16 protein-coding genes and 1 pseudogene are annotated in these 13,205 nt (G+C 65.5%); 6 read left to right on the top strand and 11 right to left on the bottom strand.

What is annotated here, in order from left to right; all coding sequences use genetic code 11:
• Positions 1–190: 190 nt before the first annotated feature.
• Both EP007_RS07410 and EP007_RS07405 read right to left on the bottom strand, forming a co-directional pair.
• On the bottom strand, positions 191–1,435 hold the full coding sequence (locus tag EP007_RS07410; protein ID WP_128477046.1) for an ABC transporter permease: 1,245 nt from the start codon (positions 1,433–1,435) through the stop codon (positions 191–193).
• Positions 1,435–2,277 carry an ABC transporter ATP-binding protein gene (locus EP007_RS07405; protein WP_128477045.1) on the bottom strand — a complete coding sequence of 281 codons (843 nt, stop codon included), beginning with the start codon at positions 2,275–2,277 and terminating at the stop codon, positions 1,435–1,437. The genes EP007_RS07410 and EP007_RS07405 overlap by 1 nt, the downstream gene beginning before the upstream one ends.
• Positions 2,278–2,533: 256 nt before the next feature.
• Between EP007_RS07405 and rpiA the strand changes: the two genes are divergently transcribed.
• Positions 2,534–3,220 carry a ribose-5-phosphate isomerase RpiA gene (gene rpiA, locus EP007_RS07400; RefSeq protein ID WP_128477044.1) on the top strand — a complete coding sequence of 229 codons (687 nt, stop codon included), beginning with the start codon at positions 2,534–2,536 and terminating at the stop codon, positions 3,218–3,220.
• 94 nt (positions 3,221–3,314) lie between these two features.
• Here the strand turns inward: rpiA and EP007_RS07395 are convergent, their stop codons facing one another.
• Positions 3,315–3,482, bottom strand: coding sequence for a DUF1931 family protein (locus EP007_RS07395; protein WP_128477043.1), 168 nt, complete (start codon positions 3,480–3,482; stop codon positions 3,315–3,317).
• A gap of 181 nt (positions 3,483–3,663) precedes the next feature.
• On the opposite strand from EP007_RS07395, the gene larB reads away from it, so the two are divergent.
• From larB to EP007_RS07385, 3 genes are all read left to right on the top strand, one after another.
• Positions 3,664–4,455: a nickel pincer cofactor biosynthesis protein LarB gene (gene larB / locus EP007_RS07390; protein ID WP_128477042.1), complete on the top strand. Its 792-nt coding sequence runs from the start codon at positions 3,664–3,666 to the stop codon at positions 4,453–4,455.
• A 196-nt stretch (positions 4,456–4,651) separates the two neighbouring features.
• Complete coding sequence (locus EP007_RS17365) at positions 4,652–4,807, top strand: DUF7563 family protein (protein WP_166035474.1); 156 nt, start codon at positions 4,652–4,654, stop codon at positions 4,805–4,807.
• 57 nt (positions 4,808–4,864) lie between these two features.
• Positions 4,865–5,128 carry a GIY-YIG nuclease family protein gene (locus EP007_RS07385; RefSeq protein WP_128477041.1) on the top strand — a complete coding sequence of 88 codons (264 nt, stop codon included), beginning with the start codon at positions 4,865–4,867 and terminating at the stop codon, positions 5,126–5,128.
• Here EP007_RS07385 and EP007_RS07380 read toward each other — a convergent pair whose 3' ends face one another.
• Positions 5,129–6,025, bottom strand: a complete 897-nt coding sequence (locus EP007_RS07380) for an SDR family oxidoreductase (RefSeq protein WP_243700463.1) — start codon at positions 6,023–6,025, stop codon at positions 5,129–5,131.
• Between the two features lie 6 nt (positions 6,026–6,031).
• Positions 6,032–6,658, bottom strand: a complete 627-nt coding sequence (locus EP007_RS07375) for an NADPH-dependent FMN reductase (RefSeq protein WP_128477039.1) — start codon at positions 6,656–6,658, stop codon at positions 6,032–6,034.
• 191 nt (positions 6,659–6,849) lie between these two features.
• Between EP007_RS07375 and EP007_RS07370 the strand changes: the two genes are divergently transcribed.
• Positions 6,850–8,307, top strand: a complete 1,458-nt coding sequence (locus EP007_RS07370) for a phosphoglucomutase/phosphomannomutase family protein (protein WP_128477038.1) — start codon at positions 6,850–6,852, stop codon at positions 8,305–8,307.
• Positions 8,308–8,618: 311 nt separating this feature from the next.
• Here EP007_RS07370 and EP007_RS07365 read toward each other — a convergent pair whose 3' ends face one another.
• From EP007_RS07365 to EP007_RS07345, 6 genes and pseudogenes are all read right to left on the bottom strand, one after another.
• Positions 8,619–9,236, bottom strand: coding sequence for a hypothetical protein (locus tag EP007_RS07365; RefSeq protein WP_128477037.1), 618 nt, complete (start codon positions 9,234–9,236; stop codon positions 8,619–8,621).
• 57 nt (positions 9,237–9,293) lie between these two features.
• Entirely contained in the window at positions 9,294–9,494 is a 201-nt protein-coding gene (locus tag EP007_RS07360; protein WP_128477036.1) for a hypothetical protein, read from the bottom strand.
• A 76-nt stretch (positions 9,495–9,570) separates the two neighbouring features.
• Entirely contained in the window at positions 9,571–10,050 is a 480-nt protein-coding gene (locus EP007_RS07355) for a GNAT family N-acetyltransferase (protein ID WP_128477035.1), read from the bottom strand.
• On the bottom strand, positions 10,047–10,610 hold the full coding sequence (locus EP007_RS07350; RefSeq protein WP_243700479.1) for a peroxiredoxin family protein: 564 nt from the start codon (positions 10,608–10,610) through the stop codon (positions 10,047–10,049). The genes EP007_RS07355 and EP007_RS07350 overlap by 4 nt, the downstream gene beginning before the upstream one ends.
• Positions 10,587–10,781 (bottom strand): annotated as a pseudogene (gene samp2, locus EP007_RS17905) (ubiquitin-like small modifier protein SAMP2); the annotation flags it as partial. The gene EP007_RS07350 and the pseudogene samp2, both read right to left, overlap by 24 nt.
• A gap of 96 nt (positions 10,782–10,877) precedes the next feature.
• Positions 10,878–11,915 (bottom strand): bactofilin family protein, encoded by a 1,038-nt coding sequence (locus tag EP007_RS07345; protein ID WP_166035472.1) that lies wholly within the window; start codon positions 11,913–11,915, stop codon positions 10,878–10,880.
• Between the two features lie 178 nt (positions 11,916–12,093).
• On the opposite strand from EP007_RS07345, the gene EP007_RS07340 reads away from it, so the two are divergent.
• Complete coding sequence (locus EP007_RS07340) at positions 12,094–13,194, top strand: replication factor C small subunit (RefSeq protein WP_128477033.1); 1,101 nt, start codon at positions 12,094–12,096, stop codon at positions 13,192–13,194.
• Positions 13,195–13,205: the final 11 nt, after the last annotated feature.

Genomic DNA, 13,205 nt, shown 5'->3' with positions numbered 1-13,205 from the left:
CTCGATACTTCGGAACACTCGGCCGCCAACGCCGCCGACTCGCCGGAAAGTCGGTCGGGTGTGTTCCGTCGATAACAACTTGTTACAGTAATAGATTTGTCGTTAGGGAAATCGTTAGAACGGTCGTAACGGAGCGTGAAACGTCCGTTTTCTCGGCCGGGAGCGTCCTCCAGTCGAAGGGAGCCACCGGTCACTCGTAGCGGAGCGCGTCGATGGGGTCGGTCTTCGCGGCGCTCCACGCCGGGTAGAGACCCGCGACGACGCCGACCCCCACTCCGACCGCGACCGCGATGGCGAACCACTCGTAGGGCAGGACGAGGCGCAGGCCGATGTATTCCGCGGCGGCGTAGGCCCCGACGACGCCGGTCGGGATGCCGAGAAGCGCGCCGGAGAGACCGAGCAGGACCGCCTCCAGCAGGAACAGTTGGAGGATATCGCGGTTCTGCGCGCCAACCGATTTCATGATGCCGATTTCCTTGGTGCGCTCGGTGACCGACACGAGCATGATGTTGGCGATGCCGATTGAGCCGACGACGAGCGAGATGACCGCGATGCCCGTCACGAAGTTCGTGAGCGTCGTGAGCAACTCTTCGAGTTGGTCCACGAGGTCTTGGTCGGTCTCGACGGAGAAGGCGTAGTTGCCGGGGACGAGTTGGGCCGCGGCCGAGTCGTCGTCCAAGTACGCCTGCACGCCTGCCTTCGCCTCGGGGACCGCCGCGAAGTCCTCGGCGACGACCGTGAGCGTGGGGTAGACCCGCTGGCTCTCGCCGGTCGTGGGACTCTCGATGGTCGTCCGATAGAACGGGTCGGTCGGCACGAACACGAGCGGTTGAGAGCCGCCCAACCCCTCGAAGGCTCCGCCGCCCGACGAACCGTTGAGTAGGCCGACGACCTCCGCCTCGATGGAGTCGCCCGAAGCGAGTCGCAGCGTGACGTTCTGACCGACGCCGACCGAGGGGTCGAAGAGGTCGGCGGCCTGCTCGTTCAGGACGACCTCGCGCGACCCCTCGCGGAAGCTCCGTCCTTGCGCGACCCCGCCGCCGTCGAAATAGCTCGGCGACGTGGCGATTACCTGTCGCTGGGCGACCGTCTCGCCGCCCGCCGAGAGCGCCGCGGTGGGTACCACGCCCCTCGGAATCACCGATTCGACCCCCGAGACGTTTCCGAGCGCGTCCACGTCGCCGCTCGTGAAGACGGGTTGCGCGCCAGCGCCCGGCCCGCCCTCTTGGCCTTCGGGTCCGGCCCAGACGTAGACGTTCGGGGTTTGGTCGGCCCCGACCTGTCCGAGAACGTCGGCGCGCAGACTGGTGCCGAGCGTGACGAAGGTGATGACCGCGGCGACGCCAATGATGACACCCAGCATCGTCAGCGTCGAGCGGAGTTTGTGACTCCTGATGGCCCGCCAACTCAGGCGGAGACTCTGTATCAACTCCATTAGGCGAGTTCGCTCTCGACGCGCCGGGGCGACTCTATCTCCTCGATGCGTTCGACGGTGCCGTCGAGAACGTGAATCACGCGCTCGGAGTGTTCGGCGATGGGTCGCTCGTGAGTCACCATCAGGACGGTGTTGCCCTCGTCGTGGAGGCGCTGGAACAGGCCCATTATCTGCTTGCCCGTCTCCTGATCGAGATTTCCGGTCGGTTCGTCGGCGAGGATGATGGCGGGGTCGGCCGCCAGCGCGCGGGCGATGGCGACGCGCTGGCGCTGGCCGCCCGAGAGTTCGTTGGGGCGGTGGTCCGCGCGGTCGCCGAGACCCACGTCGTCGAGCAACTCCTCGGCCCGGCCGATGCGCTCGCGCTTCGAGACGCCCTGAAAGACCAGCGGGAGCGCGACGTTCTCCGCGGCGGTGAGTTTCGGCATCAGGTTGAACGTCTGGAAGACGAATCCGACCTCCTCGCCGCGGACCTGCGTGCGCTCGCGCTGAGAGAGGTCAGAAGTCTCGCGCCCGTTGACCCACACCTCGCCCTCGCTGGGCGTGTCGAGACAGCCGATGAGGTTGAGCAGGGTACTCTTGCCCGACCCGCTCGGTCCCATGACCGAGGTGTACGACCCTCGCGGAATCGAGATGTCCACTCCGTCAAGGGCGTGGACCGGTTCGCCGAGGAAGTAGGTCTTGCGCACGCCGCGGAGTTCCACCGCCGCCTCCCGCGACTCGCGTCGTCGCTCCGAATCTCCCCGGCCGTCTCCGTCCGCGTCCCCTCCGACATCTCGGTTTCCATCTCCACCACCGTCTCCTGCCTCTGCGTCGGAATCGGCGTCCGAGTCGCTGGCAGCCATTGTCATGCCTAGTACGCGCGACGTTGTCAAAACAGTAGCGCCCGTTGGGGCGCGAAAGGTTCCGTTGTCCGGCGGCGACCGAACCATTCCGTTGTCCACGGCGACCGAACCATTCCGTTGTCCACGGCGACCGAACCATTCCGTTGTCCACGGCGACCGAACCATTCCGCTCTTCGACGGCGAGAGCGTCGCTCCTTGGCGACGCTCTCGTCCGACTTCGACCAGACTTTTCACCCGCGGCGACCGACGTGCAAGCATGAAATCGACCGGCGGAAGCGACGCACAGAAGCGCGCGGCGGGCGAGAGCGCGGCCGAGGCGGTCGAAGACGGTGCGGTCGTCGGTCTCGGTACGGGTTCGACCGCGGCCCACGCGATTCGGGCTATCGGCCGGAAGGTCGATAGCGGTCTCGACGTGCGCGGAATCCCGACCTCGTTCCAGTCGCGGGAGTTGGCGAAGGAGACCGGAGTGCCGCTCACGACGCTCGACGAGGCCGATACCGTGGACCTCGCCATCGACGGTGCCGATCAGTTCTCCGGGCCGCATCTCGTGAAGGGCGGCGGCGCGGCCCACGCCCGCGAGAAAATCGTGGACGCGGCCGCCGACCGCCTGCTGGTGGTCGCCGACCCGAGCAAGGCCGCCAAGCGACTCGATCACCCGGTCCCCGTCGAGGTCCTTCCGGACGCCAGAACGACGGTGGCCGAGAAAGTACGGGCACTCGGCGGGTCGCCGACGCTTCGGAGCGCCGAGCGCAAGGACGGCCCGGTCGTGACCGACAACGGAAATCTCGTGGTGGACTGTGAGTTCGGGAAAATCGAGGCTCCGGCCAAACTCGCGGCAGACCTCTCGCAACTCCCCGGCGCGGTCGAACACGGCCTGTTTGTTGGGATGGCCGACGAGGTTCACGTCGGCCGCGAGGACGGCGTGGACGTAGAAACGTTCTGAGCGGCGTTTTTCGGCGTCGTTCCATCCGGACGAGAGACGAGCCGAGGGCTACGGAGTATCGGGCGCGATAAAAGAAACGTAACGGAATCCCTATTTAAAGGTCGCGCGGCTGGACGGTCTTTCGGTCGTTGGCTTCGGCGCGGCGGGCGGCCTCGTCGAGAAGCTCTTCGACGCGGTCGTCGAGGGCGTCGTAGAAGTCCGACGCCACGTTCTTGTCGTCCAGTGCGTCCTTGACAGCTGCTTTGACGATGAGGTCTGCCATACGCGTTTTTCTTTCCTGCCGCCCCTAATAAAGCTTCTCAAATCTGCGGGCGAGCGGCGCTCTGTCGTTCAATTCCCGGTCATCTATCAAGAAAGCCAAAAAGAATAAATACTAGTGAGTTGTGTGGCTCCCGCTCGCCGGGGTCGGAGGATAGGAGTACGTAGAGTGCCCAGAGTCGGACATGCGCGAACTACTCGACGCAGTTGCAGCGGGCGAAGTGAGTCCGGCCGACGCCGAGGCGCAACTCGCAGGCTACGCGACCGGTGAGGCGGGTCGGTTCGACGCCGCCCGAGAGACCCGACGAGGCGTCCCCGAGGCGATTCTGGGCGACGGCAAGACGCCCGAAGAGACCGCGTCGCTCGCCGCGACGGCGGTCGAGACCACCGGACGGGCCATCGTGACCCGGACCAACCGCGACCAGCGACGTGCGATTCGACAGCGACTCGCCGACGAGCATCCTGCGGCCGAGGTGACGGTCCACGAGCGGTCCGACGTGGTAGTCGCCCACGCCGCCGACTTCGACCCGCCGGAACTGGCGGCGACCGTCGGCGTCGTCACCGCGGGCACGAGCGACGCGATTCCTGCGGGCGAGGCCGCGGTCCTCGCCGAGGAGATGGGCGCGACCGTCGAGCGAATCGAGGATGTCGGCGTTGCGGCGCTGACCCGCATCGTGGACCAGCTCGACCGACTCCGAGACGCCGACGTGCTGGTCGTCGCCGCGGGCCGCGAGGGCGCGCTCCCGACCGTGGTCGCGGGACTGGTCGATACGCCCGTCATCGGCCTGCCGGTCTCAACCGGATACGGCTACGGCGGCGAGGGCGAGGCCGCGCTCTCCGGGATGCTCCAGTCCTGTTCGGTCCTGTCGGTCGTCAACATCGACGCCGGATTCGTCGCGGGCGCGCAGGCCGGACTCATAGCCAGAGCGGTTGACAGCGGTGGCGCGGTCGGCGGCGACGAAACCGACGCCCGATAATCTCGGTCCGCCGAACCGTACTTCGAGGCAACACGTTAGTACAATCTGAGTATTTCAGTTACGCGCTCGAAATTGAAACCCGAACACCGGAAACGTTCTTTGTATTTCCTAAAAAGAGATTCGCGCTTGGGAAGGATTTTTGATAGTGGGGTGCGAAGGAGTAAGTGCTGGTAGTGACCCTGCCAGATGAAACCCAATGCCAAAGTGTGACCACTGTGGCGCGCACATCTCCGAACAGTTCGTCCGAGTGTTCGCCGACGAGGACGGTGAAGTCCGAGCGTGCGTCTCGTGTTCGGCGAACGCCGGAATCGCAGAAGTTGCGCGCCAACGCGCCAGAGAGGCAAAAGCATAGCCCGCCGAACGGGCGGGAACCAAACGGATAAGAACCACCACGCGAAGCCTGTAAGGCGTGCCGGTCCACCACTGGGTCTACGTCATCGAATGCGCTGACGGCAGTTTTTACACGGGATACACCACCGACGTGGAGCGTCGCGTCCGCGAACACGACCGCGGCGAGGGCGCGAAGTACACCCGCGGGCGAACCCCGGTCGAGTTAGTCCACAGCGAGCGCTTCGAGTCGAAATCGGGGGCGATGTCCCGCGAGTACGAAATCAAGCAGTTGTCCCGTCGGCAGAAAGAGCGGTTGGTCGAAAGAGACGGAGAGGACCTGTAGTCACGCCATCGGGTCGCCCTCGGGTACCGACGCCGGAAGACCGACCAGTTTCGCGCTCCGCTCCCAGAGTCGTCGCCTGAGTTCCGGGTCGTCGGCCACAGACGCGGCCGACGACCGCTCTCTCCGGTCGAAGTACGCGCCCGATACGTTGGCCGCCGCGTCGCTCGTGGCGAGGTAAACCAGCGCGTCGGCGGCCCCCTCGACACTCTCGAAGGGACCGATGGGTGCGACGCTAGCGACGAGGGCGGCCGCGCTCGTGAACAGTTTCGAGAACCCGGTCGCGTTCCGCACGAGGTCAGTGTGAGGAATCCACCCCGGATGTACACAGTTAGCTGTGACCCCCGTGCCGTCGAGTCGGGCGGCCAACTCGCGGGTGAACAGGATGTTCGCCAGTTTCGAGTCGGCGTAGGCGTCGAGTCCATCGAAGTTCTCGCCGCGGACGACCGATTCGAGGTCGGCCAACGACCCGTTCTCGTGGAGCGCGCTGGTCATGGTGACGACTCGCGCGGGTGCGCTGTCGCGGAGGCGCGGCGCAAGCAGGTTCGTGAGCAGGAACGGCGCGAGGTGGTTGACCGCGAAGGTAAACTCGACGCCGTCCTCGGTCGTCCGGCGCTCGCTCCGAGAGGTTCCGGCGTTGTTCACCAGCGCGTCGAGGCGGTCGTAGTCGGCCCGGACCTCGCGGGCCAGTTCCCGGACCGCGTCGAAATCCGCGAAATCGACCCGGTAGAACTCGCCGTCGCTCTCGGGATGGGCGCGCCGAACCTCGGAGCGGACTTCGCGTCCGGCCTCGCGGTCTCGGCCGGTGAAGAGGACCGTCAGGCCCTGCTCGGCGAGCTTTCGGGCGGCAACCCGGCCGATGCCGCTCGTGGCTCCGGTCAGGAGAACGATTCGGGACACGGCGATTCAGTCGTCGGCGTCGGCCTCGGCCTGCGTGCCCTCGGCCTCCTCGTCTGTGTCACCTATCTCGTCCACACCGGCGTCGGGCGCGGTCACGTCCGGGTGGATGAAGGCGTACTCGACGGCCTGCTCGCCGAATTTCCGGACGCGCTCGGCGATATCGGCGTCGGTGATTTCGCCGTCCTCGATCTTGTCTCGGGCGCTCCGGATACCGACCTGATGGGGCAGGACCCACGCGTGGACGCCGCGGGCAGTCACGCGCATGTGGTCGAGCGTGCTAGCGAACGACCCGCCCCCGGCCGACGCCAGCAGGCCGACCGTGGTGTTCTCGTACTCGTCGAACCCGCAGTAGTCGTGGACGTTCCGGAACGCCGCGGAGTACGACCCGTGATAGACGGGACTTCCCCACAGAACCGTATCTGCCTCCCGAATCTTGCGCTTGAGTTCGGTCGCGGCCTCGGGTTCGTCGTCGTCGGGGTCGAAAACGGGGAGGTCGTACTCGCGCACGTCCAGCAGTTCGGTCTCGGCACCGCGCTCGGCCGCCGCGTCGAGCGCGTGGCTCAGCGCGGTCCGGGTGTAGCTTCCGTTGCGCATGCTTCCCGACAGCGCGACGACGACAGGAGTTCCGTTCATATTGACCGATTCTACGGGGCTGAGTGGGAAAACAGTTTCCGGAACCGGATTTCTGTAACGATTCGGAAATGTCGGCAGGAAGTTGTCGAGGCGCAAGCGAGCCACTCCGTCGGGGTGAAACGGAGCCGTGTGGTCGGGATGGGACGGAGCCACGCGGTGGTTTTTTCGGCGGGGGTAGCGACGTGTTGGGTATGGAGACGCCGATTTCGTTCGGAACCGACGGCTGGCGAGCGACGCTCGACGAGTTCACCGCACCGCGCGTCCGGATGGTCGGGCAGGCGGTCGCCGACTACCTCCGCGAGGTCGAGGAACGCGACGGCGGAACGGTCGCGGTCGGCTACGACGCCCGCGACACCTCGCGCGGGTTCGCCGAAGAGCTATGCCGTGTGCTGGCGGCCAACGGCTTCGACGCGCTAATTCCGCCGCGGGACTGCCCGACGCCCCTCGCCGTGTGGACCGTCGCGGACCGGGAGTTGGCGGGCGCGCTGGTCGTCTCGGCCAGCCACAACCCGCCGAACTACAACGGCGTGAAGTTCTTCCCCCACGACGCCGCGCCCGCCCTGCCCGAAGTGACGGACGAAATCATGGCCCGCATCGCCGAGCCGCGCACGCTCCCCGACGACGAGCAGGGGAGCGTCCGCGAGGAGGACCTGCTGGAACCATACGCCGACCACGCCTTCGACGTGGTGGGCGTCGGTCCCGACGAGGAGGCGGACCTCGACGGCCTGACCGTGGTCTACGACGCGATGCACGGGTCGGGCCGCGGGTTCACCGACGAACTGCTCGAACGCGCCGGGGCGACGGTCCACCGGCGGCGCTGCGAGCAAGACGCCGAATTCGGCGGCACGAACCCGGAACCGAGCGCCGAGAATCTGCAAGGACTGGTCGAGGAGGTCCGCGAGAAAGACGCCGACCTCGGCATCGCCAACGACGGCGATTCGGACCGAATCGCCGTCGTGACGCCCGACAGGGGCTTTCTGGACGAGAACCTCTTTTTCGCGGCGACCTACGACTACCTGCTCGAAGGCGGTCACGCGAGCGACACGAGTGGGGTCTCGTCGGGCGAGCGAAGCGAGTCCGACGGGGAATCCGGACCCGCGGTCCGAACCGTCTCGACCACGTTCCTCGTGGACCGCGTGGCCGAGGCCCACGGCGAAGAAGTCGTGGAGACCGCGGTGGGCTACAAGTGGGTCGCCGAGGCGATGAAGGAGTCTGACGCGCTCATCGGCGGCGAGGAGTCCGGCGGATTCTCGATTCGGGGCCACGTCCGTGAGAAAGACGGGGTCCTGATGGCGCTCCTCGCCGGAGCGGTCGAGAGCGACCGCTCTTACGACGAGCGCGTGGACGACCTACTGGCGGAGTTCGGCGAGATTCACCAGTCGAAGGTCAGCGTGGACTGCCCGGACGAGCGCAAGCAGGACGTACTCGCGGCCCTCGAAGCCGAACTCCCCGAGGAAGTAGCGGGCGAGCGCGTCGAGCGAGTCAACGACACCGACGGCTTCAAGATTCTGCTCGAAGACGGGTCGTGGTTGCTCGTGCGCCCGAGCGGGACGGAACCGAAGATGCGCGTCTACGCGGAGGCCGCGAGCGAGGCGCGCGTGGAGGCGCTGTTGGACGCCGGGCGCGAGTTGGTCGAACCGTTAGTGTAGCGGTCCGTGCAAGCGGATAGTTTTCGTTCAAGGCGGTCCCAATCGACGGCATCAAGAACCGAAAGACGCAGGAAGACGGAACAGTCGATATCGAGGCCGAACGGAAAGAATAGAGACTATCGGTCGAAAACGCGCGCGAACAGAGCGGACCAGTCAGGACGGTTCGTCCGGACTCGACCTTCAGACTCTTTCACTTTTTCGCGGTGTCGTTCGGCTTCGGACATACATACATATTGAAAGCCGACCCAGATATACGTTCGGGTTTTGTAGAGCAAACTACGTTTACACGACCGTTAGTGATGGAAGGAGAATCAATACTTGAGAAGAACGACCGACAGCGAGAGCGCGACGCCAGCGATACAGCCGACGACAAACGTCGTTACAATGATGCTGTAGAACTCGAAAGTACGGTTGCTAACGTAAGTGATTCCGCTAACAGTTACGGATACCGCTGCAAACGCCAATAGTGCCTGCGAAATAGAGAGAAGTGCTTTGTCTTTGTTTAATCTCTTATCGTTTCTATCGATGTAGTTCGGATACGTCTGAGCGAACGTAGCGAGCATCTCTTTTCGTCCGAACGTTGCCTGTTTGTTGAGGTCCGAAACGCCAATTTCCGTTTCGAGTTTCGTGTGATAGACGGTGGCGAACGCCGTGAAAATACTCAGCACGCCGAACAAAATCCCAGCATACGTGAGTGGGTTATCAATACTGCCAACGGTAGCGGGGTCATGTTGGCGAGAGATGTAGTACGCGATTGCGGCAGCAACTCCAGAGAACGTGAAAGACGCACGGAGCAACGACATAGCCTTCTTATCAATGTGTTCTGCTTCACTCACTTGGTCAGCGAGAGTCTCGTTGAGTTTCCGATGGCTCAACCGTAAGGCGTACAGCGAATCATCCGCCGTCAACTGTTCTTCGTCGTCACTCACAGATATGTACCGTAAATTAGTCTCGTTAGATAAAATTTCCTACTGAGTCCGGGACCTCTACTCGCCTTCCCCAAAGTCCAACATCCCGTTGGGGTTCGCGTAGTAGACGTAGGCGAGTCCGAGACCCAACAGCACCGCGAGCGCTCCGAGCAGGTCCCCGGCGTCGGCGGTGAACCCGTCCAAGAGCGTGACGTAGGCCATCGCGGCGGCGAACGCGACCCAGATTACGGCGACCCGTCGGCGGCGTTGCTCGTCCATACCCGTGAGAGCGGCGGCGAGGGAGTTGGGTCTGTTGAAGTTCGTTCGCGGGCACGCGAAAATCCGACCGCTCGCGTCACTCTCCGTCCGCGTCGTAACGCCCGCGAAGTCGGTCGGTGTCGCCCTCAACGGGCAAAATATGGAAGTCGAGCGACTCGTAGAACGGTCGGACGCCGGGGTTAAACTCGGCGGTCAGTCGGTCGTGGCGCTGGGCCGCAGCGCGGAGCAGCGCGGTCCCGACGCCCCGCCCGCGGCGCGCGCGTCGGACCGCCACGGCGTCGATGTGCGCGGCATCGCTATTCGCGGCGTCTCGGGAAGTTTCGCCTTCCGAGACCAGAACCAGCGCGCCCAGAATCGGCGTTTCGTCCGCGGCGCTGTCGGCGTCGCGCTCCTCGTTGGCCACCAGCACGTCCCCGCCGTCGATTCGCTGGTCGAGGTCGTCGCGGACTTCGAGCATCGCGGCGTCGAGGACGCGCCGGACGCCGAGGCGGTCGCTCGCGGTAGCTTCACGGACCGCGATACCCTCCGGGCAGTCCACACCATGGCTCCCGCTCATTCCTCGTCGGCGAGCATCCGATCGAGCATCGCCAGCACGTCGTCTACCGAGGGCCGGTCGGCGGGCTTGTCGCCGCGGTGGACGCCGAAGAGTCGCAGGTCGTCGCCGCGCGCGTCGAGAATCGCCACCTCCGGCATCCGGCCCACGAGGTCGTGGAGACCGCCCAACTTGCCGAATCGGGTGGGCTGGCCGTACTGCTCGGCGACCGCCTTCTCCTCGTCGGCGACCAGCGGGAACGGGAGGTGGACGTTCGTCTGCCACTTCCGGGCGCGCGCCGCTGATTCGGGCAGGACCGAGACCACGGCGGCGTCGCGCTCGCGGAACTCGCCGTAGCGGTCGGCCACGTCCCGCACCTGCTGGCGACAGTTCCGGCAGTGGTAGTCCCGTTGAAAGAGAAGGACTATCGCGTCGTTGTCGGCCGCGAACGCCGAGAGCGCGAGCGGGTCGGGACCCGCGCCAGCGTTGGGCAACTCGAAGTCGAGTTCCGAGACGCCGAGGTCGTCGTGCGTCCGCGCCGACGCCTCGGAGTCTCCGCTTCCCCCCTTGATGAGCCGAAGCACTTTGACGTGGTCCGCCTCGACCGGTTGGTCTTCCGGGACCGGGCGGCCGTCCACCATCACCGACACCTCGTGGGGGCTGAGACCCACCTCGGCCAGCAGGTCGGCGTAGGTCGCGTCCTCGACTTCGAAGTCGTGGCTCCCCTCGCCGACGACCTCGACGGTCACGTTCATGGCGTTACTTTCCGGGGCGCGCGTCGTAAGCGTGTCGGGCTATGGAGTGGGCGAGAATTGATCGGCGAGAGAACCCAACCCCGAACCTCTGGCGCGTTACATCGTCGATTCGGTCTCACCACGCCCGCCGTACCGCTTCCGGCCCCCGAACGCGAGCGCGCCGAGACCGAGCAGGAGAACGACGAACTGGGCCAGACCGCCGAGAATCGGCACGAACCCGACCAGCGAGACCACCACGAGACCGACCACGAGCGCGACCCACTTGCTGGCGTCGTCGGCGAGTCCGGCCAGCCAACTGCCGAGCGCGAACGCGCCGTAGACGTAGCCGACCCACAGCACGATGCCGTAGAGCAGTATCCCGAGCAGGCCGAGCGGAATCCCGACGAGCGAGACGAACAGGAGCGCGATTAGTATCGGACCCTCGACGAACAGCAGGAGTCCGACCCCGGCCGACCGGAACGGGTCCGAGACCGCCCGGTCGGTGACGCCCGCGGAGAACCGCGGGAAGACCAGCAGAGCGACCGCGCCGAGCGCGAAGTTGACGAGGAACCCGTACACCGCGCCGACCCAATTCGGAACCAGCGGGCCGGTGACGCCCACGTCGAGACCGAGGTCGGGTTCTTCGCGGACCGCCCCGTCGATTCGGGCACCCTCTGCCCGGTCTACGTCGCCGTCGTAGAGGAAATCGCCGCCGACGACTGCGGTCGGCCCGAGCGTGATGGACCCCGCGCCGACGCGCGCGCTCCGGCCTATTTCGCCGTCAACCGCGACGTTGCCGCCAGCGGCCTCCAACTCGCCGCCGATTCGACCGCCCTCTTCGAGCGCGACGTTCCCGCCCGCGACGCTGGCGTCGCCGGTGACGGTTCCGTTGACGCGGACGTTCCCCGCGAAGGCTTCGAGGTCGCCGGTCACCTCACCGTTCACGAACACGTTGCCAGCGAACGCCGTCACGTCGCCCTCGACGGTACCCCGGATGATGACCGTCCCACCGAACGCGTTCAAGTCGTCGCTGACGGTCTCGCCCTCCTCGACGACGACGGTGCCGCCGCTCCGGGTCTCGTCGGCCGCGACCGGAGCGGGCACCGCGGCGAGGGCGACCAGTAGCGCGAGGAGAACTGCGAATCGCTTGTTCATGGAGAACCTGTCGGCGGGACGCAAAATAGTCCTTTCCCGGTTATCGTCAAAACCGATAGTTAAGCCGGTCTTACGGATGAGAACTCGGGAGAGAATCGCGGTTTCCCTCAAAGACTCTCGGGTCCCGACCGCGCCGAACCTCGGGGAGTTTAAGACCGGCAAGCACCTCGTCTCTTGCATGAGCGAGGCCGAGAGCGACGCCGACGAGGCGGCCGAATCGGACGAGGTGGCCGAGACCGAGGCGGTCGCCGAAGAGAAAGCGACGGCCGAGACCGAGGACCCCGCCGAGTCCGACGGAGCGAACGCACCGGACGAGGCGGCCGACGCCGGGCGCGACCAGATCTGGATCGAGAAGTACCGACCTCAGCGGTTGGACGAGGTGGCGGGCCACGAGGACATCACCGAGCGCCTGAGCAGGTACGTCGAGCGCGACGACCTGCCGAATTTGCTTTTCTCAGGGCCTGCAGGCGTCGGGAAGACCACTTCCGCCGTCGCCATCGCCAAGGAACTGTACGGCGACGACTGGGAGAGCAACTTCCTCGAACTCAACGCCTCCGACCAGCGCGGCATCGACGTGGTCCGGGACCGCATCAAGAACTTCGCGCGGTCGTCGTTCGGCGGCCACAACTACCGCATCATCTTTCTGGACGAGGCCGACTCGCTCACTTCTGACGCTCAGTCGGCCTTGCGCCGGACGATGGAGCAGTTCTCGAACAACACCCGGTTCATCCTCTCGTGTAACTACTCCTCGAAAATCATCGACCCGATTCAGTCGCGGTGCGCGACGTTTCGGTTCGGACCTATCTCCGAGGAGGGCGTCACCGAGCAGATTCTGAAGGTCGCCGAGCAAGAGGACATCGAGACCACCGAGGAGGGCGTGGAAGCGCTGGTCTACGCCGCCGACGGCGACATGCGAAAGGCCATCAACGCGCTTCAGGCCGCGGCCGTGATGGGCGAAGTCGTGGACGAAGAGGCCGTGTTCACCATCACCAGCACGGCGCGTCCCGAGGAAATCGAGGAGATGGTCACGGACGCCATCGAGGGGAATTTCGGCACGGCGCGCTCGACGCTCGACGACCTCCTGACGAACAAGGGGATGGCGGGCGGCGACGTTATCGACCAACTCCACCGCTCGGTCTGGGAGTTCGACCTGAGCGACGAGGAGACGGTCAGACTGATGGACCGAGTCGGCGAGGTCGATTACCGCATCACCGAGGGCGCGAACGAGCGCGTCCAGTTGGAGGCGCTGTTGGCCTCGCTGTCGCTCGAACGAGAGTAGCGTCGGCTGAC

This window comes from Halorussus pelagicus, assembly GCF_004087835.1.
GTDB lineage: Archaea > Halobacteriota > Halobacteria > Halobacteriales > Haladaptataceae > Halorussus > Halorussus pelagicus.
The sequence above is the reverse complement of the archived record's forward strand: the minus strand, read 5'-3'. Positions and strand labels throughout refer to the sequence as shown.